The 22,686-nt window shown below is 67.7% G+C and carries 17 protein-coding genes; 8 read left to right on the plus strand and 9 right to left on the minus strand.

Going from position 1 to position 22,686, the window contains the following annotated elements; translation table 11 throughout:
- Nucleotides 1-77: 77 nt before the first annotated feature.
- Both ACYVD7_RS14135 and ACYVD7_RS14140 read left to right on the plus strand, forming a co-directional pair.
- Nucleotides 78-1,328, plus strand: coding sequence for a DUF3667 domain-containing protein (locus ACYVD7_RS14135; protein ID WP_460764481.1), 1,251 nt, complete (start codon nucleotides 78-80; stop codon nucleotides 1,326-1,328).
- The gene (locus ACYVD7_RS14140; protein WP_460764483.1) at nucleotides 1,325-1,651 is read left to right on the plus strand and encodes a DUF4286 family protein; all 327 of its coding nucleotides are present in this window, start codon (nucleotides 1,325-1,327) and stop codon (nucleotides 1,649-1,651) included. Before ACYVD7_RS14135 ends, ACYVD7_RS14140 begins: the two co-directional genes overlap by 4 nt.
- A 223-nt stretch (nucleotides 1,652-1,874) precedes the next feature.
- On the opposite strand, the gene ACYVD7_RS14145 is transcribed toward ACYVD7_RS14140, so the two are convergent.
- Complete coding sequence (locus tag ACYVD7_RS14145; protein WP_460764485.1) at nucleotides 1,875-2,126, minus strand: hypothetical protein; 252 nt, start codon at nucleotides 2,124-2,126, stop codon at nucleotides 1,875-1,877.
- Nucleotides 2,127-2,177: 51 nt separating this feature from the next.
- Between ACYVD7_RS14145 and ACYVD7_RS14150 the strand changes: the two genes are divergently transcribed.
- The gene (locus ACYVD7_RS14150; RefSeq protein WP_460764487.1) at nucleotides 2,178-4,397 is read left to right on the plus strand and encodes a primosomal protein N'; all 2,220 of its coding nucleotides are present in this window, start codon (nucleotides 2,178-2,180) and stop codon (nucleotides 4,395-4,397) included.
- 100 nt (nucleotides 4,398-4,497) lie between these two features.
- On the opposite strand, the gene ACYVD7_RS14155 is transcribed toward ACYVD7_RS14150, so the two are convergent.
- On the minus strand, nucleotides 4,498-5,595 hold the full coding sequence (locus tag ACYVD7_RS14155; protein ID WP_460764489.1) for a DUF4185 domain-containing protein: 1,098 nt from the start codon (nucleotides 5,593-5,595) through the stop codon (nucleotides 4,498-4,500).
- A 114-nt stretch (nucleotides 5,596-5,709) separates the two neighbouring features.
- Complete coding sequence (locus tag ACYVD7_RS14160; RefSeq protein ID WP_460764491.1) at nucleotides 5,710-7,422, minus strand: VanW family protein; 1,713 nt, start codon at nucleotides 7,420-7,422, stop codon at nucleotides 5,710-5,712.
- 167 nt (nucleotides 7,423-7,589) lie between these two features.
- On the opposite strand from ACYVD7_RS14160, the gene ACYVD7_RS14165 reads away from it, so the two are divergent.
- On the plus strand, nucleotides 7,590-8,858 hold the full coding sequence (locus ACYVD7_RS14165) for an NAD(P)/FAD-dependent oxidoreductase (RefSeq protein WP_460764494.1): 1,269 nt from the start codon (nucleotides 7,590-7,592) through the stop codon (nucleotides 8,856-8,858).
- 498 nt (nucleotides 8,859-9,356) lie between these two features.
- A complete protein-coding gene (locus ACYVD7_RS14170; protein WP_460764547.1) occupies nucleotides 9,357-9,974 on the plus strand; it encodes a trimeric intracellular cation channel family protein in 618 nt (205 codons plus the stop codon).
- 104 nt (nucleotides 9,975-10,078) lie between these two features.
- On the opposite strand, the gene rpoH is transcribed toward ACYVD7_RS14170, so the two are convergent.
- Complete coding sequence (rpoH, locus tag ACYVD7_RS14175) at nucleotides 10,079-10,969, minus strand: RNA polymerase sigma factor RpoH (RefSeq protein ID WP_460764496.1); 891 nt, start codon at nucleotides 10,967-10,969, stop codon at nucleotides 10,079-10,081.
- Between the two features lie 357 nt (nucleotides 10,970-11,326).
- Here rpoH and ACYVD7_RS14180 point away from each other — a divergent pair, with 357 nt between their 5' ends.
- From ACYVD7_RS14180 to ACYVD7_RS14190, 3 genes are read left to right on the plus strand one after another with little or no spacing between them, the layout of a single operon-like run.
- On the plus strand, nucleotides 11,327-11,923 hold the full coding sequence (locus tag ACYVD7_RS14180) for an RNA polymerase sigma factor (protein WP_460764549.1): 597 nt from the start codon (nucleotides 11,327-11,329) through the stop codon (nucleotides 11,921-11,923).
- Complete coding sequence (locus ACYVD7_RS14185) at nucleotides 11,920-12,495, plus strand: hypothetical protein (protein WP_460764498.1); 576 nt, start codon at nucleotides 11,920-11,922, stop codon at nucleotides 12,493-12,495. The genes ACYVD7_RS14180 and ACYVD7_RS14185 overlap by 4 nt, the downstream gene beginning before the upstream one ends.
- 29 nt (nucleotides 12,496-12,524) lie before the next feature.
- The gene (locus tag ACYVD7_RS14190) at nucleotides 12,525-13,445 is read left to right on the plus strand and encodes a DUF4097 family beta strand repeat-containing protein (protein ID WP_460764500.1); all 921 of its coding nucleotides are present in this window, start codon (nucleotides 12,525-12,527) and stop codon (nucleotides 13,443-13,445) included.
- A gap of 276 nt (nucleotides 13,446-13,721) precedes the next feature.
- Here ACYVD7_RS14190 and ACYVD7_RS14195 read toward each other — a convergent pair whose 3' ends face one another.
- From ACYVD7_RS14195 to ACYVD7_RS14215, 5 genes are read right to left on the minus strand one after another with little or no spacing between them, the layout of a single operon-like run.
- Nucleotides 13,722-14,579: an SGNH/GDSL hydrolase family protein gene (locus ACYVD7_RS14195; RefSeq protein ID WP_460764502.1), complete on the minus strand. Its 858-nt coding sequence runs from the start codon at nucleotides 14,577-14,579 to the stop codon at nucleotides 13,722-13,724.
- Between the two features lie 55 nt (nucleotides 14,580-14,634).
- Complete coding sequence (locus ACYVD7_RS14200; RefSeq protein ID WP_460764504.1) at nucleotides 14,635-17,790, minus strand: efflux RND transporter permease subunit; 3,156 nt, start codon at nucleotides 17,788-17,790, stop codon at nucleotides 14,635-14,637.
- 15 nt (nucleotides 17,791-17,805) lie between these two features.
- The gene (locus ACYVD7_RS14205; RefSeq protein WP_460764551.1) at nucleotides 17,806-18,924 is read right to left on the minus strand and encodes an efflux RND transporter periplasmic adaptor subunit; all 1,119 of its coding nucleotides are present in this window, start codon (nucleotides 18,922-18,924) and stop codon (nucleotides 17,806-17,808) included.
- Between the two features lie 59 nt (nucleotides 18,925-18,983).
- Entirely contained in the window at nucleotides 18,984-20,336 is a 1,353-nt protein-coding gene (locus tag ACYVD7_RS14210) for a hypothetical protein (RefSeq protein ID WP_460764506.1), read from the minus strand.
- Nucleotides 20,337-20,366: 30 nt separating this feature from the next.
- Nucleotides 20,367-21,791 carry an MBOAT family O-acyltransferase gene (locus tag ACYVD7_RS14215; protein ID WP_460764508.1) on the minus strand — a complete coding sequence of 475 codons (1,425 nt, stop codon included), beginning with the start codon at nucleotides 21,789-21,791 and terminating at the stop codon, nucleotides 20,367-20,369.
- Between the last annotated feature and the right edge of the window lie 895 nt (nucleotides 21,792-22,686).

Here is a 22,686-nt window from a genome sequence, read left to right on the forward strand (position 1 = left end):
CGCGCGCTGGCGCCGGGTCACGACGGCTCGCTATCTTAGCGGCCTGCCAACGCCGGCAGATTTGCAGGATCAGCACAATGTCCGAAACGGACGAGCCGCACGCAGCCGCACCCGCACCCGACAACAGCGGGAACTGCGAGAACTGCGGCACCCGCCTGCAGGGCCACTACTGCCATGCCTGCGGGCAGTCGGTGCACAGCCCGACGCGTCATTTCGGCCACGCGCTGGAAGAAGTGTTCGAGTCGTTCTGGCACCTCGACGGCCGCGTCTTCCGCACCCTGCGCGACCTGCTGGCGCCCGGCCGCGTCGCGCTCAACTACCTTGCCGGCCAGCGCGTGCGCTACCTGCCGCCGGTGCGGCTGTTCCTGATCCTGAGCGTGCTGACCTTCTTCGTCGCGCGGCTCACCGTGCACCTGGACAACAACGCCATCCGCTTCGAAGGCGATTCGGCGATCAGCCAGGCGCAGTCCGAGGCCGAAGTGATCCGCATCCGCGACAAAGCGCTGGCCAAGCTCGCCGTCCGTGAGCACGAAGCCGCAAAGGCCCCCGGCGTGGATGCCAGCCTGATCGCGCTGCGCGCTCGCATCGAAGGCAGCGCCGCGACGCGTATCGCCGATCTTCGCGAGGCGAAGAAGCACCCCCAGGGCGCGCACGTCGACACTCCCGTCGACGCTCACGCCGGCAACGCCCCGCCATCCAAGGCGACATCGCCCGCGCAGAAGGAAACAGCCGCGCCCGACCCGTCCTACGCCAACAGCCCGTTGGACCAGGAGGGCAACGTGGTCTTCTCCCACGACGGCAAGCCGTGGAACGAAAAGACCAACCCGCTCGAGGCCAAGTGGCTGCCCGGCTTCGTCAACCGCTGGGTCAACCGCAAGATCGGGCGCATGCAGGACAACATCCGCCACATGGAAGGCGATCCGGACGCCTACCTGGAGGCCTTCCTCGGCGCGGTGCCGACCACGCTGTTCCTGCTGATGCCGGTGTTCGCGCTGCTGCTGAAGGTCTGCTACCTGGGCACCGGGCGCGGCTACCTGGAGCACCTGGTGGTCGCGCTCTACAGCCACGCCTACCTGCTGATCACGCTGCTGGCGCTGTTCCTGCTCAGTTCGCTGGCCGATGCCCTGCCTTCGCTGGATATCGCCATCACCGTGCTCATGATCGGGCTCTGGCTGTGGATCCCGGTGTACCTGTTGCTGACCCAGAAGCGCGTCTACGGCCAGCGCTGGCTGGTGACCACGCTGCGCTACGCGGTCATCGGCAGCGTCTACCTGGTGCTGGTGACGTTCGCGACGCTGTTCGCGATCCTCGCGGGGATCACGCATTGAGCGCCGCGACCGGCCCCGGCGTGACCTACGAGGTCAACGTCGACCTGGACGAAGCCATCCGCGCCGACTACCTGGCCTGGCTGGCGGGCCACGTCGAGGAGATCCTGGCCCTGCCCGGCTTCACCGGCGCGACGATCCTTGAAGTCGCCGACCCGCCCGCCGCGGCCGGGCGCGCCAGCTTGAGCATGCAGTACCACCTGATCGGCATGGACGCGCTGGAGGCCTACTTCCGCGACCACGCCCCACGCCTGCGGGCCGATGGCGTGGCGAGGTTCGGCGAGCGTTTCCGGGCGACGCGCCGGGTACTGCGTCCGCTGGACTGATCGGCCGACTGAATACGTATTCAGTCCAGATCGAGGGATTGACACCGAGCGTCATTTTCCCCGGGCCCGCCCGGGGAAATTCCCCCTTGACACCCCGCGATTTGCTGTTCCGCCCAAGCGTGATGCGGGTCCGGGCCAAATCGGTTGTGCACAGCAGTAAGAAATCCGTCACCCGGGGTCGTTTGATCTTTTTTTGAGCCGATGCCACACCCATGTTTCACGCTTAACTTATTGATAAAACAAGTAATTTAGGCGTTGGCACTTTTTTCGCCAACGCGTCAAAAGCGCTCAGGTTCAGCCGTTTGCGCAGTTCTGTGGCGGCGACTTCCACAGACTTATCCACAGTTGGTGTGGATAAGCCGGATTTCCCTTTCATTTCCGACAGTTGCATCGCCTTGATCAGAAATCGCGGAACAATGACGTGCAACTGCAATGAAGCAATGACGGTGGAGCCGACTCCCTCCAGGCCCGCCACTGGGCAGCCCGTTCGGCCCGCGCCCGCTACCCCGCCCCTACACTGCTGCCGATGACCGATCCCGCCGCCGCGGGCGACGCCACCTGGCGCGTCGCACTGCCCGTTCCGCTGCCACGCCTGTTCGACTACCGCCCGCCGGCGGGCACGGTCGCCACGGCGGCGGACATCGGCTGCCGGGTGCGGGTCCCGTTCGGCCCGCGCGCGCTGGTCGGAGTGATCGCCGGCCTGGGCGACGCCACCGGCACTGGCGAACTGAAGACCGCCGAGTCGCTGGACGCCCAACCGCTGTTCCACGGCGAGCTGCTGGAGTCCCTGCGCTGGCTCGCCCGCTACACCCACGCGCCGCTGGGCGAGGTCTTCGCAGCCGCGCTGCCCGCGCCGCTGCGCCAGGGAGAACCGCTGGCCGACACCGACCGCTGGGCGTGGCAGCTGACGCAAGCCGGCCAGACCGGTCGCGAACGCCTGCGCGGCCGCCCGCGCCAGCTGGCCGAAGTCCTGCGCGGTGGCGCCGTCGACGAGGACGCCCTGGCGAGCACGCTGGAAGACTGGCGCAGCGCTGCGCGCGCCCTGCTCAAGCGCGAGCTGGTCGAGCGGGTGGTAGTCGAGCCGGCCGACAGCGGCACACACGTCGCCGCGCTGGCGACGTCCACCGCGCCGCGGCCGAACGACGAGCAGCAGGCCGCCATCGACACGATCCTGTCCGTCCGCGACACCTTCGCCCCGATCCTGCTCGACGGCATCACCGGCAGCGGCAAGACCGAGGTCTACCTGCACGCGATTGCCGACTGCCTCGCGCGCGGCCGGCAGGCGCTGGTGCTGGTGCCGGAGATCGGCCTGACCCCGCAGACGCTGCGGCGCTTCCGCGAGCGCCTGGGCGTGCCGGTGCACGCGCTGCACTCGGGCCTGTCCGATGGCGAGCGCGCGCGCACCTGGGCTGCCTGCGTACGTGGCCAGGCGCGCGTGGTCGTGGGCACGCGTTCGGCGGTGTTCCTGCCGCTGCCGCAGGCCGGACTGATCGTGATCGACGAGGAACACGACGGCAGCTTCAAGCAGCTCGACGGCCTGCGTTACCACGCCCGCGATTTCGCCCTGGTGCGGGCGAAGTCGCTCGGCGTCCCCATCGTACTGGGCAGCGCGACACCGTCGCTGGAGTCGCTGCGCAACGCGCAGGCCGGCCGCTACGCCCACCTGCGGCTGCGCCAGCGTGCGGGCGTGGCGCAGCCGCCGCGCGTGCGCGTGTGCGACGTGCGCAAGCGCCCGCTCGATGCCGGACTGTCGCCGGAACTGTTCGACGCCGTCGCCGCGACGTTGCGCAGTGGCGGGCAGGCGCTCGTCTTCAAGAACCGGCGCGGCTACGCCCCCGTGCTGCTGTGCCACGACTGCGGCTGGAGCGCGCAATGCACGCGTTGCAGCACGCCGTTGCAGGGCACACCGATGACCGTGCACGCCGGCGGACGCCGCCTGCAATGCCACCACTGCGGCGCGCGCCGGCCCGCTCCGGATGCCTGCCCGGATTGCGGCGGGCTGGCGCTGCAGTCGCAGGGCGCCGGCACCGAGCGTATCGAGGAGGCGCTGGCCAAACGTTTCCCCGACGTGCCGGTGGTGCGCATCGACCGCGGCACCACGCAGCGTCGCGACGCGCTGGAACAGCAGCTGCGCGATTTCGGCGATGCGCCAGGCGTGCTGGTCGGCACGCAGATGCTGGCCAAGGGCCACGACCTGCCGAACCTCGCGCTGGTCGCCGTCGTCGGCGTGGACGAAGGATTGTTCAGCGCCGACTTCCGCGCGCCGGAAAAACTCGCGCAGCTGCTGATCCAGGTCGCCGGGCGCGCCGGTCGTGCCTCGCGCCCGGGCGAAGTGCTGCTGCAGACCCACCATCCGCAGCACCCGCTGCTCGAGACGCTGCTCAACGGCGGCTACCACGCCTTTGCCGACGCCGAACTGGCCCAGCGCGAGGCCGCCGGCTTCCCACCCTTCGCACACATGGCGTTGCTGCGCGCGGAAGCGCAGCAGGTCGAGGCGGCGCATGCGTTCCTAAGCGCCGCCCGCGCGGAACTGCAGCGCGACGGCCAGGCCGTCGAACTGCACGGGCCGTTGCCCGCACCGATGCCGCGCCGCGCCGGTTACCAGCGCGCGCAACTGCTGCTGTCGTCGCCCGAACGCCGTGCGTTGCACGCGGCGCTGGATGCGGCGCTGCCGGTCATTCACGCATCGCCCGAAGCGCGGCGCGTGCGCTGGTCGCTGGATGTGGATCCGATGGATCTCTATTGATCAGGTCGGGTATTCACCCGCCGTGGCAACGCCCATCGCGGCTGTCCTTCGTCGCCTCTCACACACGCACCGGATCCACGATGGCGGGTCGAGACCCGCCCTACGGTTGCAGCTCAGTGGTCGTCAGGCGCCGCGTCGCGCATTGCGGTTGCCACCGCAGCACGCGCGGGTAGTAGATGCGGCGATCGGTGTCGGCAAGCAGCCCGGCAAACGCGGCATGGTTGACCATGTAGGTAAGCGTCAGTGCCGGCCCGAACTGTTCCGGGTGCGCCTTTCCCTGATAGGTCATCAGGTCGTGGTCCGCCGATTCCGGCGGCCGATAGAGCAGGACCGGCGCCGACCAGGGACCGGTCAGACGCGGCGCGGTGCGCACGACCACATCCGCCGCGCCGAAACCCCGGGTGCTGACTGCAAGCCAGCGCCGGCAACGCGCGTCGAACGACACGCTGAACTCGGTCTGCACATCGCGCATCACTGCCTGGGGTATGCGCGTTTTCGTCCAGCCACGACCGTCCCACCACGCCGGCGTCGCGAGCCGGCCGCGTGCGAAGTCGCGCCGCTTCCAGCGCAGCAGCACCACGTCGTGTGAGCCGTCCTCGCGCACCGACACCGCCACCACGTGGCGTCCGTCGCGAACCAGTCCGCCGCCGCCGATCGCCAATCCGGCGCCACCCTCCGGCAGCGTCACCGGCGCCAGCACCCAGGCGTCGGGCGCCGCGGAGAAATCGGCGACGCGCACGATCCGCGTCCCGGTGATCGCGAAACCCAGCCCCTGCCCGCTCGCCTGCACCTGCAGCAACGCGATGAGCAGCGCCTTGCCTTCGACCCGCGCGCTGACCGGCCAGAACCACGCATCGTTGATCGAAGGGAAGAACGCATCCGGCCTGCCTTCGCGGCTACGCCAGGCGAACTGCAACGGGGCCGATGCCAGGTCGTGGCCGCGCTGGATCGCGACACTGTTGCGCACCATCGTCGATTCGCGCCGGGTCGCGCCAGCAGCGGGGGCGACGAAGCTGTCGCCGAACAGCCACAGCACCCGACCGTCGCCGAGATCGACCGAAGATGCGCCGTCCCCACCGAGCCAGCGCGGATCATTGCGGAACGCGGCCTGCCCCTGGGGCCATTCGCGCGGCTCCGCGGCGTGCACGACACTGCCGCCCCACAACAGCACCGCTCCAAGCACGATCCCGGTACGCATTCGTTCCCCCAATGCCGCGACGCCTGGACTGGTTAACGCACATCGACAGGCTGCGCGGGCAACGCCGCGAGAACCTCAGCACGCCGCGCCTCCTCCGGCTCTCCCGCCAGGCGCTTACCTTGGCGGCGCAACACCATCCAGGATCGCGTCGCGCAAACCGTGGATATCCCCCGCCACCACGCGTCGCCACGCCAGGTCATCGGGCAATCCGCATGCGCCCGTCGCAACGACAGGCACGCCGGCCGCGATCGCCGCCAGTAGCGCGCGCGGCTGGTGTTCGACCCACGCGGGCAACACCACCACGTCGGCCTGCGCGAGGCCCTGGTTGTACGTCGCAACGCGCCGCAGCGACGCGCGACCGGGTTCAAGCACCGGTTCGCCATCGCCCGGCGGCAGCAGGATCTCCACGTCCTCCTCATCCAGCGCCGCAAGCAGCTCGAATACGCCCTTGCGCGCCAGCGGCGACGACGCCAGGAACACGCGCGGACGTTGGCCACGCGGCGCGCGCGGCGCGGACACATCAGGCAGCACCCACGGCAACCGCACCGCCTTCGCGCCGGCTGCGGCGCACACCTGGACATGCGGGCTCAACCATGCATCGGCAGCGGCCAGCGCTTCACTTTCCGCGTCGACGAGGTCCGCCGGCGCGCGGAAGTCGCCGAGCGAATGGCAGCCGCGATGCCGCGTCATCGCCGCATCCAGCTGTTCCTGCAGCATCGGCATCGGCAGCGCGGTCATCAGCACGTCAAAGCGCCGGCCGGCCAGGTGGCCATCGCCCCACAGGAAAGGCAACAAATGCTGCGGCACCACCACGTGCACGTCCGACGGCCGCAAGCGCGCGGCCAACAGCCGCGCCTCGCGTCGCGCTTGCGCGTACATGACCTGCGGCAGTGCATCGCCACGCCAGCGCGCGATGCGCCACAGCAAGGCTTCGCGCCAGCGACGCCAGCCAGTGCGCAATGGCAGGCGTTCGCCGCCTGCGCCGATCACGCGATCACCGTCCACACGCTCGCTCGCCAGATACGCGTCGAATTCCGGCCACGACGACGACAGCCACCACAACCGCGTGGTGGCATCCGGCTGCGGCCCGACACGGCGATGGCATTCATCCTGGCCACAGGAATGGCAGTCGTTGACCGCATCCGCCTCGCCGTTGCGCGCCGACAACGCCACTGGCATCGCCACCGCGCCGCGCGGATGCTCGCCGCGGATGCGCACGCGTAGCCGGCGCGCGTCCATCGTCACCTCCAGCCGCCACGCGAACGGCGCGCACAGGCGCAGGTCGATGTAATTCCAGAACACGGTGGCATCGCGATCGTGCTGCGCCAGCGATCCGGGCAACACGCGCGAATGGCGATGCCGCTCCGTCACCTGCAACCCCGCGCGTACCGCGCAGTCGTGGATCGCGTTCGACAGCAGGCACAGGCCTCCACCGACGGACGGGATCAGGCAGCCTTCGCGTAGTTCGCGTCCGACCACGTAGCCGCGACGGCGTGTCGCTCGTCCGACGTGTCGCCAGAAACCGAATACCGCGCCTGCTGGCATTTCAATCCCATGCAGGGAACGCAGCGCCACGCGCAGGTTGTGGATCTTGCCCGCCACGAAGGCGGCGTCGCTGTCCTCGCGCGGCCACAGGGCGGCCTCGAATTCGGCCAGCACCGGGGCGCAACCCAGCACATCGCCACGCGCGTGCCGGCGTGGTCGCTTCGCGTCGACTGCATCGCGGACGGCGCGTTGAACACGCAGCAGCCACGCCTTGCCCGCAAAGACCACTGCCTGCCGTCGCGTCGGCAACGCGCCCTCCATGGCGGCCGGTTGCGCACTCATCCGTTATCTCCCCTGTTGGACGCCGTACTGGACACCCAGCTGGGAGGCATCCACTGGAGCAGCCTCGCCGATTTCCGTGCCATAGCCAATCCGCACGCGTACCGGTCGTTGCGCGACCTGCCCGCCCGGCCCATGACCCGCGCGCGCCACTCTGGGACAATGTCGCCATGGATCTTCCGCCGGCTTCCCAGCAGCATGTAGTGATCGTCGGCGGCGGCTTCGCGGGATTGTGGGCCACGCGTGCACTGGCACGCGACCGGGTCCGCATCACCCTCGTCGACCGCCACAACCACCACCTGTTCCAGCCACTGCTCTACCAGGTCGCCACGGCGGGATTGTCGGCGCCCGATATCGCCGCGCCGTTGCGCCACATCCTGCGCGGGCAACGCAACGTGGACGTGCGACTGGGCGACGTCACCGGCATCGACACCGCCGCGCGCCACGTCACCCTCGCCGACGGCGAACGCATCGACTACGACTACCTGCTGCTCGCGAGCGGCGCGACGCACGCGTACTTCGGCCACGACGACTGGGCCGCGCACGCGCCCGGACTGAAGACGCTCGACGATGCCCTGGCGATACGACGTCGCCTGCTGCTCGCCTTCGAGCGCGCCGAAGCGGCCGGCAGCACCGAGGAACGCGCGGCGTGGCTGAACTTCGCCGTCGTTGGCGGCGGCCCCACCGGCGTGGAACTGGCCGGCACGCTGGCGGAGATCGCGCGCCACACGCTGCGCAACGAGTTCCGCCACATCGATCCGGCCGAAGCGAAGGTGCGACTGGTCGAAGCCGGCCCGCGGGTGCTGTCCACGTTCCCGGAATCGCTCTCGGACAAGGCGCGCGCGCAACTGGCGAAGCTGGGCGTGGAAGTCGTCACCGGCACACCGGTCGCGGCGATCGATGGCGAGGGTTACACGCTGGGCACGCAGCGCGTCGCCGCGCGCACGGTGCTATGGGCCGCGGGCGTGGCCGCTTCGCCGCTGGGTGCGTTGCTCGACGCGCCGCGCGATCGCGCCGGCCGCGTGCGGGTGGAAGCCGATCTCAGCGTGCCCGGTCACGCCGACGTGTTCATCGCCGGCGACCTCGCCAGCGTGCGCAGCGGCGACACGCCGGTACCCGGCGTCGCGCCCGCCGCGAAGCAGATGGGTGCGCACGTCGCCGGCGCGATCCGCGCACGGCTGCAGGGCAAGGCGGGAACGCCATTCCGTTATCGCGACTTCGGCAACCTCGCCACGATCGGCCGCATGGCCGCCGTCGTGCACCTGGGCCGGTTGCGCCTGTCGGGATTGCTGGCGTGGTGGTTCTGGCTGCTGATCCACATCGCGTTCCTGATCGGTTTCCGCAACCGCCTGATCGTGATGATCAACTGGACGTGGGCGTACTGGAGCTACCAGCGGCACGCGCGGATCATCCTGGGCGACGGCGACGACGCCGGATAAGTCCCGGGCAGGCCGCCAGCCATGTGCGCGGGGCGACCGGAATCATCTTTTGCCCCGCCCGAAAGACTCATCACCCTTCCGGAATCGCATTTCTCCCTTCCGGAAGGAGTTGCCGGCCTTCCGCAATCCGTTCCAACCCTTCCGGAAGGACTCGTCAGCGTTCCGGAATCTCTTTTCACCCTTCCGGAAGGACTTACCAGCCTTCCGGAATCCGTTCTGACTCTTAGAGAAGGATTCGCCGGCCTTCCGGAATCGCATTTCTCCCTTCCGGAAGGACTCGTCAGCCTTCCGGAATCTCTTTTTCGCCCTTGCGCAAAGGCACGTCAGCCTTTCAGGAATCTCCTTGCGCCTTCCGGTGGGCCCGCAACCCCGCAGCGACCGCGCGAGACGCGACGCAGGCTTCGTCCAGGTAGCCGATGAATCGTGCCGGCCCGGTCGGAATTCCCTGACGCCTTGCCCACTGCCATCCTGTCGACGCCACAACCACCGACGCCACCCATGGACACCCTGCTGCTTGCCCTCGACTTCATCGGCACCTTCGTCTTCGCCATCAGCGGAGCAACGGTCGGCGTGCGTCACCGACTCGATCTGTTCGGCGTGCTGGTGCTGTCGTTCGCCGCGGCCAACTCGGGCGGGATCGTGCGCGACGTGCTGATCGGCGCGACGCCGCCCGCGGCGCTCGGCGACTGGCGCTACCTGGGTGTCTCGTGCCTGGCCGGACTGCTCACGTTCTACCGCTACGGGCAGGTCGAACGCATGCGCAATCCGGTGCAGGTGTTCGATGCCGCCGGACTGGCGCTGTTCGCCGTGTCCGGCGCGACCAAGGCGCTGGCGTTCGGATTGGGGCCGGTGAGTGCGACGGTGCTGGGCATGCTCAGCGGCATCGGCGGTGGCATCGCGCGCGACGTGCTGGTGGCGCGCACGCCGGTGGTGCTGCAGGCGGAACTCTATGCGGTCGCGGCGCTGGCCGGCGCGGGCGTGGTGGTGCTGGGCAAGGCGTGGCAGCTGCCTGACGTGCCAGTGCTGGCGATCGGCGCGTTGCTGTGCTTCGGGCTGCGCTTCATGGCGATCCGCCATGGCTGGCACCTGCCGGTGGCGCGGGCGCGCGAGCACTGACGGCGGTTCCTTGCTTCTGCGTCGTGCGCTGACTCGCGACAGGCCCGGAGAAACGAAAACGGCCCGGTTTCCCGGGCCGTTTCAATTCATCGCTGGAGCAATGCTTACGCCGCGAACAGCGCCTTCATCTTCTTCAGCGCGTTCGCCTCGACCTGGCGGATGCGTTCGGCGGAGACGCCGTATTCGTCGGCCAGTTCCTGCAGCGTGATCTTGCTGTCGGCGTCGAGCCAGCGGCGCTTGATGATGTCGCGCGAGCGCGCATCCAGGCCCGCGAGGCCTTCGCGCAGCAGCTCGAGCTGGTTGTCCTCGCCATCGGCGCGTTCGTAGGCCTGGGCGGGGTCCTCGGCTTCGGCGCGCAGGTAGGCGGCCGGCGACGGCGGGGCGTGTTCGTTGTCCTCGTCGGTGGGCGCGTCGAAACCGATGTCGCGACCGGACAGGCGCGATTCCATCTCCAGCACTTCGCGTTCGGAGACATTGAGGTCGGCGGCGACGGCGCGCACTTCCTCGGCGTTCATCCAGCCCAGGCGGGTCTTGGACTTGCGCAGGTTGAAGAACAGCTTGCGCTGCGCCTTGGTCGTGGCGACCTTCACGATGCGCCAGTTCTTGAGGATGAACTCGTGCATCTCGGCGCGGATCCAATGCACCGCGAAGGAGACCAGGCGCACGCCCTGTTCGGGATCGAAGCGCTTGACCGCCTTCATCAGGCCGATGTTGCCTTCCTGGATCAGGTCGCCCAGCTGCAGGCCGTAGCCGTTGTAGCCGCGGGCCACGTGGACGACGAAGCGCAGGTGCGAGTGCACCAGGTCGCGGGCGGCGTCGAGGTCTTCTTCATCGCGGAAGCGGCGGGCGAGCGCCTGCTCGTCCTCGGCGGTGAGGACCGGGATCTGGTGCACGGCGCCGACGTAGGCTTCCAGCGAACCCAATGCCGCCAAGCCGTTGAAGGCTGGAATCGGCAGGTTATTGGCGACGAGGGCGGTGGAGGAGTTCTGGGTCATGGATGTGATCTTAGCAGTCGGGTCCTGGGACTGCTAAAGCCCCGGGGAGTTCCAGACTGTTGCATTGATGGATCCAAAGTGGGTCGAAATCCGTTCAGGAACGAACGGAGTTCGGGTCAGAACCCAGAGCAATCGTGCCGGTTCGGGGCATTTCAAGGGCTGCGGCCATGCGACCACAGCGTCCCGGCCGATCGCGCTGAAGATTCGCTTCAGAATCAATGCTCTGCCGAAAAGCGGCGCGGCGCCACCGCCGGACGTCACGGCAAACGCCATGCCCGGGCCCGACCGTGTCCGATCCACACACCCAAGCCCGACTCCGCCTTAAACCGCCGAGGCCGCCGCCGCATCTGTATGGCTATGCTCGCCGCCGTGACCACCACGACTCCCTCCGACGACACCCCGCCCACCGGGGCCGACGACGACCACACCCTGGTCGGCGCGGCGTCACGGGGCGAGGTGGCGGCCTTCGAAGCGCTATACCGCCGCCACGCCGGCCGGGTCCACGGCGTGATCAGCCGGCTGGTCGGCGGCAAGGGATCGCGGGCGGAGGACCTGACCCAGGACGCCTTCGTCCGCGCCTGGCAGGCGCTGCCGGCGTTCCGGTTCGAGTCCGCATTCGGCACCTGGCTGCACCGGCTGGCGGTCAACACCGCACTGATGGACCTGCGCAGCCGCAAGAGCCGGCCCCAGGACGAAGGCGACGGCGATGACGAGGTCTTCGACCTGGTCGGCACCACCGATTCGGCCGGCCACACCACCGCGCTGTCGATGGACCTGGAACGCGCCGTTGCCAGCCTGCCGCCGCGCGCCCGCGCGGTGCTGGTGCTGTACGACGTGGAGGGCTGGCAGCACGAAGAGATCGCCGCGCAGCTGGGCATGGCCGTCGGCAGCTCGAAAGCGCAATTGCATCGTGCCCGCACTTTGTTGCGGTCGCGGTTGGAGGCACACGCATGAACACCCATGGCACCAACGACAACGGCATGCACGATCACGACGCCCATTCCGACGACGACGCGCGCCTGCCCGACGCGTTGCGCTGGCAGCTGCGCGCACTGCGCCGCGACGTGGAGCCGGACCGAGAACTGTGGATCGGCATCGCCACGCGCCTGTCCGCGCAATCAGCTTCCACGACGGTGCCTGCGGCACCCCATGCGTCGCGCCGGCTCATGCCGATGGCGTTCAGGCCACTTGCGATGGCGGCCAGCCTGGCGCTGGTTGTCGGCACGGTCGTCTGGAGTCAACGCTCCGACGACACGATGACGGCCCCCGCCGCCGACAACGCACAGGCATCCACCTTCGTGCAGCGCGAAGCGCAGGGACTCACTGCCGAGTACCAGGCCGCGCTGGACGAGATGCAGGCACCGGTGCCGGCCAGCCTGGAAACCACCGTCGCCGAACTCGATCGCGATGTCGCGACGATCCGCGAAGCGCTGGCCCACAACCCCGATTCGGTGCGACTGCTCGAACAGCTGCGCCGCACTTACGCCCATCGCCTCGCGCTTGCACAGCGCGTGGCCTACAGCTGATTACTGAAGACGCATCAGTGGAGAACATCATGACCCGTACCCACGCCCGCCTCGCCATCGCAGTTGCCGCCGCGCTTTTCGCAATTCCTGCGCAGGCGGCGACGCCGATCAACGAAACCCGGCCACTCGACGCGAGCGGACACCTCCAAGTGGAAAACGTGAAAGGTCGCATCGACGTGACCGCATGGGACCGCGACGAAGTGAAGATCGAAGGTAGCCTCGGCGCCGGCGTGGAGAAGCTGGAAATCAGCGGCGACCGCAATCATCTGGTCGTTAAAGTGAAGTACCCGAAGAGCGGCGGCATGGGCTTTTTCACTGGCAGCGACAAGAGCGAGCCGTCGCAGTTGAAGCTGATGGTGCCGCGACGCGCGGATCTCGAGGTCGATGCGGTCTCCGCCGACGTCGATGTCAACGGCGTTGCGCCCGCGGACCTGTCCATCGACAGCGTCAGCGGCGACATCGACGTCATCGGCGCGCCGAAGGATGCCCGCATCGACAGCGTCAGCGGCGACCTGCGCCTGACCCTCAACAGTTCCAGCGTGCGTACCGAAAGCGTCAGCGGCGACATCCAGCTGCGTGGCCGCCTCGACGGCGAAGTCAGCGTGGAAACCGTATCGGGCGACGTCGACGTGGCGGTGCACGAAAGCAGCCTTCGCAAGCTCTCCGGCAATACGGTATCGGGCGAGATGAACGTCACCACCGCATTGGCGCCGCACGGCCGCATCAGCCTGGAAAGCGTCAGCGGCAGCCTCGACCTGCGCGTGCCCGCCACGCTGTCGGCGCAGGTCAGCGGCAAGAGTTTCAGTGGCGACCTGTCCGCGCCCGGTACCCAGATCGATCGCCCCAAGCACGGCCCCGGCTCCAGCTTCGAGCACACCTATGGCAGTGGCGACGGCGAGATCCGCCTGGAGTCGTTCTCGGGCGATGCGCGGTTGAGCTTCGAGAAGTAAGTGCGCGTCCAGGAACCCGAAGTTCTCGCCGTCATCCCCGCGAAAGCGGGGACCCAGTGACTCCAGGTTGTTGGCGGCAGCGGCACTGGATGACCAGTCTTCGGCTGTTGTGAATCAGCGCCGCTTCGCGGAAATGACCGACGTAACAGCAGTTTTTCGAAGTGCCCGTAACTCCGGGTAGCCCCGGCGGCTTCGGCAAGTAGCAGCCCACTACCCTCCCCCGCTTGCAGGGGAGGGTCGCATCATCAGGCCCGGGAGTCGGGCCGGACACATTGATCAGCGCTTTTCCGCCACGATCTCGGCGTGCAGCTTCTCGCCGACGATGCGGTTCACCGCGGTCGACGGATGGTCGCCGTGGAAGTAGAAGTAGGCATCGGGCGTGGCGCACGGCGTGGTGTCTTCACCGAACAGCGCGCGGCCTGCACAGGCCTTGTCGGTGTTGACGATGCCGTACTTCGCCGGGTTCTGGATGATGTCGTCCAGGTACGCGCCGAAATCGTTGAGCTGCAGGTCGATCTTCAGCTTCTTGCCCAGGGCCGGGACCAGCTCGCGGTAGGCCGGATTGAGCTTCTCGCCCACGGCGGTGAAGGTCGGGATCTTCGTCGGCAGCAGCGAGAGCGATACATGGCGCGCGCCAACGCTCTTCAGCAGCTCGATCTGGCGGGTGAGGTTGTCGGTGGTTTCCTTCGCCGGACCTTCGCTGTCGTTGAGGCCACCTTCGATGAAGAACAGCGTGGTGTCGGGGTTGAAGGTGATGTCCTTGCGCTTCACGCGCGCCACGAAATCCTCCACCTGGTTCTGCATGCCAACGACCAGCGTCAGGTCGCCGATCTTCTTGCCTTCGTTGGAGCCGCTCGGCGCCGCCGTCACGGCGAAGTTGATGCCCTGCGAATTCGCGCTGGGATCCTTCGAGTGGGTGAAGGGGATGTCCAGCTGCTTCGCCAGATAGGCGACAGCGGTGGGGCCGTTGCCGTCCAGGTAGCCCGCGCCGCTGTCGGAATAGCTGTCGCCAAACGCGTACAGGCGATCGAATTTGGCCGCATGCGAGATGGTAGCGGCGTGCGAAATGGCCGCAGCGCCGAACAGGCCGACCGCACACGCCGACACGATCACGGTCTTGCTCAGGTAATGCATGGGTAGCTCCTTGCTGATGGGAAATGCGGTGGCATGAAAAACGGGGAGCGAGCGTTCAGTCGACGGCATCCGCGGCGAGTTCACCCGCGCGACCACGCGGCGCGCGGGCGAACTTCCGGAACAGCCGCTCCACCACCACGAACAGCAGCGGGATGAAGAAGATGCCGAGGAACGTGCCGGCGAGCATGCCGCCGAACACGCCGGTGCCGATCGCACGCTGCGCGCCGGCACCGGCGCCGGTGGCTACCGCGAGCGGCAACACACCGAAGCCGAAGGCGAGCGAGGTCATCAGGATCGGACGCAGGCGACCGCGCACCGCGGCGAGCGTGGCATCGGTGAGCGACAGCCCGCGCGCAAGATTCTCGCGGGCGAATTCAACGATCAGGATCGCGTTCTTCGACGTCAGGCCTATCGTCGTCAGCATCGCCACCTGGAAGTACACGTCGCGCTCCAGGCCGCGCACGACCGTGGCGATCACCGCACCGATGATGCCCAGCGGCACCGCCAGCATGATCGCGGTGGGAATCGACCAGCTCTCGTACAACGCGGCCAGGCACAGGAACACCACGATCAGCGACACCGCATACAGCAGTGGCGTCTGCTGGCCGGCCTTGCGCTCCTGGTAGGACTGGCCGGTGAACTCCGCCGAGAAGCCCGGCGGCAGCTCCGCGACAAGGCGTTCCACTTCCGCCATCGCCGCGCCGGTACTCACGCCCGGCGCGCCCTCGCCATTGAAGTTGACCGCCGAGAAACCGTTGTAGCGACCCAGTTGCGGCGGACCGTATTCCCAGCGCGGATGCGCGAAGGACGCCACCGACACCATCTGTCCGCGGTTGTTGCGCACCGACCAGCGACCGAAGTCTTCCGGCGTCATGCGATAAGGCGCGTCGGCCTGCACGATCACGCGCTTGATGCGACCGCGGTCGACGAAGTCGTCGATGTAACGCCCGCCCCACGCGATCGACAGCGTCTCGCCGACGTCGTCCATCGACAGACCCTGCGCGGCGACCTTCTGCGGATCGATGTCCAGGTGCAGCTGCGGCGTATCGTCCTGGGAATTGGCGCGCACGTTGGCCAGCAACGGGCTCTTGGATGCCAGCTCGGTGAACTTGTCCCGCGCCGCGGACAACGCCGCGTGGCCCTGGCCGTAGTTGTCCTGCAGATAGAAGTCGAAGCCCGTGGCGATGCCCAGTTCGAGCACCGGCGGCGGCGCGAAGGCGAACACCTGCGCGTCGCGGATCTCCCCGAGCGCGCCACCGGCTCGCTCCTGCAGCGCGCCGACGCTCTGCTCCGCGCGGCGACGCTCGCTCCAGTCCTTCAGTTCGACGAAACCGAAGCCTGCGTTCTGTCCGGGTCCGGAGAAGCTGAATCCGGCAACGGTGAACGTCGAGGCGACGACGTCCTTTTCCTTGTTGAGGAAGTAATCCTCCACCTGCTCCAGGGCCTTGGCCGTGCGCTCCTTGGTCGCACCGACCGGCCCCTGTGCGAGGGTGAACAGGAAGCCCTGGTCCTCGTCCGGCAGGAACGCGGTGGGCAGCCGCAGGAACAACAGGCCCATGAGCGACGCCAGCGCGACATACACCGCGAGATAGCGCGCCGGGCGACCCAGCATGTGCGCCACGATGCCCTGGTACCGCTGACTGGCGCGATCGAACTTCGTGTTGAACCAGTGGAAGAAGCCGCGCTGCGGTGCGTGGGCATGCTTGTCCACGGGCTTGAGCAGCAGCGCGCACAGGGCCGGCGTCAGCACGATCGCGACGATCACCGACAACACCATCGCGGAAACAATCGTGATGGAGAACTGCCGGTAGATCACGCCGACCGATCCCTGCAGGAACGACATCGGAATGAACACCACCGACAGTACGGTGGCGATGCCGACCAGCGCGCCGGTGATCTGGCTCATCGAGCGGCGCGTGGCTTCCGCGGGCGACAGGCCCTCTTCGCGCATCAGCCGCTCGACGTTCTCCACCACCACGATCGCGTCGTCCACCAGCAGGCCGATCGCGAGCACCACCGCGAACATGGTCAGCATGTTGATCGACAGTCCCGCCACCGACAGCACCGCAAACGTGCCCAGCAGCACTACCGGCACGGCGATGGTGGGAATCAGCGTGGCGCGCAGGTTCTGCAGGAACAGGAACATGACCGCGAACACCAGCACGATGGCGGCCAGCAATGTTTCGACCACGCCCTTGATCGACTTGCGCACGTACGGCGTGGTGTCGTACGGAATCACTGCCTTCAGGCCGCGCGGCATCTGCGGTTTCAGCTTCTCCAGCAACGCCTTGACGCCGCCCACCATCTCCAGCGCGTTCGCGCCCTTGGCCAGGGTGAGGCCCAGGCCCGACACCGGCTTGCCGTTGTAGCGCGCGGAGGTGCTGTAGTCGGCCTGGCCCAGCTCGACGCGGGCGACGTCGCCCAGGCGCAGGGTCGCGCCGTTGTCGTCGCCGCTGCGCAGGACGACGTTGCGGAACTGCTCGGGCGTGGACAGGCGTCCCAGCGCGACCACCGATGCGTTGAGCTGCTGGCCCGGCACCGATGGCAGGTCGCCGATCTGGCCGATCGACGCCTGCGCGTTCTGCGCCTGCACCGCGCTGGTGATGTCCGCGGGCGTCAGGCCGTAGGCGTTGAGCTTGTCGGCGTCGAGCCAGATGCGCATCGCGTGGCGCGAACCGAACAACTGCACCGTGCCCACGCCCGGCACGCGGCTCAGCGGATCGAACACGTTGGTGGCGACGTAATCGTCGATGTCGCCGGCGCTGAGGCTGCCGTCTTCCGACACGAACCCCACCACGGCCTGGCGCGCGCTGCTGGCTTTCGACGCGGAGATGCCCTGCTGCTGCACGATCTGTGGCAGCAGCGGAATCGCCTGCTGCAGGCGGTTCTGCACCTGCACCTGGGCGGTGTCGGGATCGACGCCGTTGCCGAAGGTCGCGGTGATCACCACGTTGCCGTTGTGATCGCTGGTGGAAATGATGTCGCGCAGGCCGTCGAGCCCGGTAATGGACTGTTCGATGATCTGGGTGACCGAATCCTCGACCGTCCTGGCCGATGCGCCCGGATACGACGCGGAGATATCAACGGAAGGTGGGGCGATGTCGGGATAGCGCGACACCGGCAACCGCGTGAGCGCGACGATGCCCACCAGCATGATCATGATCGCGATCACGCACGCGAGGATCGGTCGTCGGATGAAGAAATGTGACATGTGCGGCCGTCCGGATCAGGGGGCTGCGCCGGCGGCGGCAGCGACGGGCTTGGCGCCCTGCTCCGTTGCCTGCACCGGGGCGCCGGGCTGCACGTTCTGCACGCCTTCGACGATCACGCGGTCACCCGCAGCGAGGCCCGCTTCGACCAGCCATTGGTCGCCGATCGTGCGCGAGACCTGCACGTCACGCGTGGCGGCCTTGCCGTCCTTGCCGACGACCAGTGCGGTCGCGTTGCCACGCGGATCGCGGGTGATGCCACGTTGTGGCGCGAGCACGGCTTCGGGCGAGACGCCCTCGCTGACGACCGCGCGCACGTACATGCCCGGCAGCAGCAGCGAATCCGGATTGGGGACGACCGCGCGCAGCAGGAAGTTGCCCGTGCCCTGGTCGACGGTGACATCGGTGAACTGCAGCTTGCCTTCTCGGCTGTAGGTGGTCCCGTTCTCCAGCACCAGCGTCACCGCGGCGCCGGCGGCATCGGTGCGCACGCGACCGGCTTCGATCGCCTGCTTGAGTTCGAGCCAGTTGCTGCTCGGCTGGTTCACTTCGACGTACATCGGATCGAGCTGCTGGATCAGCGCCAGCGCCTGGTCCTGGTTGGCCGTGACCAGCGCGCCTTCGGTCACGCTGGACTTGCCGATGCGGCCGCTGATCGGCGCCACGATGCGCGCACGATCGAGATTGACCCGCGCACTGTCCACCGCGGCGCGCGCCACGCCGACTTCGGCCGCGGCCTGCGCCTCGGCCGCAATGGCGCTGTCGTTGTCCTGCGCGCTCAGCAGCTTGCTGGCGGCCAGCTCGCGCGCACGGCGCGCGGCAAGTTGCGCGGCATGCGCGGTCGCCTGCGCCTTGCGCAGGCCGGCCTGCGCGCTCTCGAAGTCGGCGCGGTAGCTGGCGTCATCCAGTTCGTACAGCGCCTGCCCCGCCTTGACGTAACCGCCTTCGACAAAGAGCTGGCGGCGGATGATGCCGCCCACCTGTGGCCGCACTTCCGCCACCAGCGACGCACGCACGCGCCCAGGCAACTCACGCGTGAGCGTGACCGGCTGGTGTTTCAGCGTCACCACACCAACCGGCGTCGGCGGCGGCGTCGAATCCTCCTGCGAACGGCTTTCGCCGCACGCCGCGAGCATCACGATGGTCAGGCCACCTGCGGTAGCGGCGGCGATTCGTACCCAGGTTGGCTGGCGCATCATGTTCCCTCGTGTTCCTTCGAAGCCGGGCAACCTTCGCCATGACGCGAGGTGCCGGAAATGTGGATGTTTTCCCGCACCAGCGAGGCCGGTGTTCCATCGGGATATGACTGGATGCCGCTGGCGCATGCCTTCATGCTGCCCAACGAATTTTTCGGTTCCGCGTCGGCGCGGGCCGCTTGCGCAGGGACACGGGCGTTGGCCGCGGCCGCGATCCAGTCGCGGCTGTGGTCCTTGAGCCAGTCGACGCGGTCGAGCAGCACGTGCACGTAGGCGTCGGTGAAGTCGACCGCGGATGCGTGCGACAGATGCGACCAGTCGGGAACCGACAGCTGCCGCATCTGCGGGTAGTCGGCGAAGTAGACGCCGGTGGACGCTGTCGCCTGCACCACGCGATCCCACGCCTGGGCACGCGGGAAGCGCTGCTGCTCGGTGGCGAGGATCGGGCCCGCGGACGGCGGGCGCACCCACACCACTTCGCCGCCGCGGGCGCGGATGCGGTCGACATCGGGTTTCGCCTGCGCGATGACCTTGTCGACCATCTCCTTCGTCACGACGTCGCCACCGTAGATGCTCTGCCAGACGCGGCGCGCGTGTTCGCGCAGGTAAGGATCGGTTTCCAGCTGGGACCACAGGTGCGTCTGGCGATCGTCGTGGACTTCGCCGAGCTTCCACACGTCGTTGTACGGCCCCCAGACGCCCTCGCGCTCGGGCCAGTCGCGGCGTTCAAGCAGGGTGAACAGTGTCGCGTTGCTGTCGAGGAAGGCCAGGTGACGCGAGGCGAACTTGTACAGCGCGTGGCCGACCTTCTGCGACGGCGACTGCTTCTGGTTGTAGTCGAGCGCGTCCGCCGCGGTGCCGGCGCCATCGTTGAAATACGAGAACTCCGCGGTGCCGACCACCAGAAGGCCGGCGAAGTGCTCGTCCATGGCCAGGTCGTGCAATACCGGCTGCGCATTCGATCCCATCAGCGCGAGCTGGATCGGGCGGCGTCCGGTCAGCGCCTGCCACTTGTCCAGGTCGGTGTCGAACAGGATGCGCGAGTCGCCGATCAGCACCACCGCATCACGCGGGCCCTCGTCGACCTTGCGACGCTCCTCCACCCAGTATTCGCGACCGTCATCCAGATCGCCCGCACGCAGGCCCAGGTGGCGCATCGCCATTTCCCAACCCAGCAGCAGGACGAACGCGGTCGAAACCGCCACGACCAGCGTGCGCAGCCAGGCGATCGCCGGGACGCGACGGACGAGGCCTTTGTCGAGGCGATGCTCCTCGACCGGCATCGCGGCGGCGTGCGCCGGCGCATCCGTCGCGACAGGATGCGTCGCGGTTCCTTCCATGGCCTGCGTCATCGCGAATGCTCCTTGCGCGGATCGAAGAGGTCAGAACTGGAAATAGATGAAGGCATCGCCCGATCCCTGGGTAATCACGACAGCGAACACCATCGCCGCCCAGGTCGCCGGCAGCAGCAGCGAGCGCTGCGCACTGGCGACCACATCCTCGACGGTGCGGTTGCGCATGTAGGCGTGGACGCCGAACAGCACACCGACGCACAGTAGCGTCTCGATGATCTTTACCGTCGGCAGCACCGGCGTGGCGTCGCCGTGCAGGCCGATCATGCCGCCGAGGATGCCGATGGCGGTGGTCACGCTATCGGCGCGGAAGAACACCCACGCGATATTCACCAGCATGTAGGTCACCACCATGAGCAACAGCTGGAACGCCACGCCAGTGGGTAGGCGCCAGTGCGCGGTAGCTTCCTTCAACCAGCGCTCGACGGCGAGGAATGCGCCGTGCAAGCCACCCCACACCACGAAGGTCCAGTTGGCGCCGTGCCACAGGCCGCCGAGGAGCATCGTCAGCATCAGGTTGATGTAGGTGCGGCGCGGGCCCTTCTTGTTGCCGCCTAGCGGGATGTAGAGGTAATCACGCAGCCACGTCGACAGGCTGATGTGCCAGCGGCGCCAGAAATCCGAAAAGCCAATCGCGCCGTAGGGCGAGTTGAAGTTGTTGGGAATGCTGAAGCCCAGGCACATCGCTGCGCCTATGGCAGTAGTCGAATAGCCGGCGAAGTCGCAGAAGATCTGTCCGGAGAACGCCAGTGTCCCGACCCACGCATCCATCGCGCCCACCGGCGCGCCGTTGCCGAAGACCAGGTCGGCGGCGGGCGCGAAAGCGCCGTCGGCGATCACCACTTTCTCGAACAGGCCCAGCGTCATCAGCATCAGGCCCCAGCAGAACTGGTCGCGCGTGGCAGTGCGCGGACGCGCGAACTGCGGCACCAGGTCGGACGTGCGCAGGATCGGGCCAGCGACGAGCTGGGTGAAGAACGCGACGAATAGGGCGAAGTCGAACAGTTTCGGAATCGGCTGCACGCGCTTCCAGTAGATGTCGAGCGTGTACGACATCGAATGGAACGTATAGAACGAGATGCCGACCGGCAGCAGGATGTTCCACTCCGGCGCCACGTACTTCACGCCGATCAGCGCCATCAGCGCCTGCCAGTTCTGGGTCAGGAACTCGCCGTACTTGAAGAACGCCAGGCAACCCAGGTTCACCACCAGCGAGATGAGCAGCCACGCCTTGCGTCGGCCCGGTTGCGTTTCACGGTGCAGCTGGCGGGCGACCGCCCAGTCCACCACGGTGGAGGCGATCAGCAGCAGCAGGAACGGCGGATTCCATGCGGCATAGAAGAGGTAGCTCGCGACGAGCAGATTGAACTTCTTGATCCGCCACGGCAGCGGCGCGTTGTGCAGGGCGAGCACAACGACGAAGAACAGGATGAAGGTCAGGGAGTTGAAGACCACGCGCGTATTCCTTTCGCTGGGTGACGTCGTGGTTCAGTTGTCTGCGCCGCGGCGCATGCGGGCGCGCCGTGACGGGCACGGCAGATGCCGCCGTTGCTCACGGCACGACTCGAAGCGATTGCGGGGCGCGTGGAGGCGTCCGTGACCAGCAGTCATCTTTTCTTCCTTGATTCGACGCGGGATCGCGCCGTGTTTCCGCTTTTGATGCGACCGCCCCGATCCGCGCGCTCGACTTCACCCGGTTGGGCGGCATCGAGCGGTGGGAAGGTTGCTACTGCAAAACCCGGCTGCCTCCATTTGCCGGCAGCGGGGCAGCACCTTATGCCAGCGACCTTGCCGCCCGCAACCTGCCGCGGCGTACGTCCACACCGGGCGCCGGCGATGGATCCGGGGCCGGACCCCACCTTGCAAGCGTCGCCACCGGGCCCGGGAGTCGGGAATCCGCAGGGTTTGCGTTACCCGAGTGAAGCCACTTCCGGTTGGCAGGAACCCGTTCCTGGGGTCAATGGGAAGGCGGGCGGTCTGGCTGCAATCCCGACGACCGGCGGCATCCCTCTCGTGGGGCACCGCGCGCCTGACGGGCCTGCTGCGAAACTGCGACAGGATCGCCGACCGGACTCCCATCCCGCGCATGCCGGACCAGCTTCGACGCACAAAATCGGCAATCTCCGCCGAAAAATATGTCAACTTCGAAGTATCCACTCCCACCGCCGGCCTCCTTGCCCCCATATTGAGCCCTTCGTCACACACGAGAGGGGCCCACCAGCTTCCTGAATGAAATCCAAATATGTCACACTCCCATGACACTATTCCCCCGTACCATCCGCCCCGCATCGCGTACGGACTGGTACCCGATTGGATGGGTTGAAGTAATTATTTTGATCATCGTTGGCCG

Source organism: Lysobacter fragariae (assembly GCF_054779775.1).

Bases quoted from the DNA above. Each gene is read 5' to 3' on its own strand.
- ACYVD7_RS14135 (WP_460764481.1), top strand. From the start codon at position 78: ATGTCCGAAACGGACGAGCCGCACGCAGCCGCACCCGCACCCGACAAC.
- ACYVD7_RS14150 (WP_460764487.1), top strand. From the start codon at position 2,178: ATGACCGATCCCGCCGCCGCGGGCGACGCCACCTGGCGCGTCGCACTG.
- ACYVD7_RS14155 (WP_460764489.1), bottom strand. From the start codon at position 5,595: ATGCGTACCGGGATCGTGCTTGGAGCGGTGCTGTTGTGGGGCGGCAGT.
- ACYVD7_RS14160 (WP_460764491.1), bottom strand. From the start codon at position 7,422: ATGAGTGCGCAACCGGCCGCCATGGAGGGCGCGTTGCCGACGCGACGG.
- ACYVD7_RS14165 (WP_460764494.1), top strand. From the start codon at position 7,590: ATGGATCTTCCGCCGGCTTCCCAGCAGCATGTAGTGATCGTCGGCGGC.
- ACYVD7_RS14170 (WP_460764547.1), top strand. From the start codon at position 9,357: ATGGACACCCTGCTGCTTGCCCTCGACTTCATCGGCACCTTCGTCTTC.
- rpoH (WP_460764496.1), bottom strand. From the start codon at position 10,969: ATGACCCAGAACTCCTCCACCGCCCTCGTCGCCAATAACCTGCCGATT.
- ACYVD7_RS14180 (WP_460764549.1), top strand. From the start codon at position 11,327: ATGCTCGCCGCCGTGACCACCACGACTCCCTCCGACGACACCCCGCCC.
- ACYVD7_RS14185 (WP_460764498.1), top strand. From the start codon at position 11,920: ATGAACACCCATGGCACCAACGACAACGGCATGCACGATCACGACGCC.
- ACYVD7_RS14190 (WP_460764500.1), top strand. From the start codon at position 12,525: ATGACCCGTACCCACGCCCGCCTCGCCATCGCAGTTGCCGCCGCGCTT.
- ACYVD7_RS14195 (WP_460764502.1), bottom strand. From the start codon at position 14,579: ATGCATTACCTGAGCAAGACCGTGATCGTGTCGGCGTGTGCGGTCGGC.
- ACYVD7_RS14200 (WP_460764504.1), bottom strand. From the start codon at position 17,790: ATGTCACATTTCTTCATCCGACGACCGATCCTCGCGTGCGTGATCGCG.
- ACYVD7_RS14205 (WP_460764551.1), bottom strand. From the start codon at position 18,924: ATGCTCGCGGCGTGCGGCGAAAGCCGTTCGCAGGAGGATTCGACGCCG.
- ACYVD7_RS14210 (WP_460764506.1), bottom strand. From the start codon at position 20,336: ATGACGCAGGCCATGGAAGGAACCGCGACGCATCCTGTCGCGACGGAT.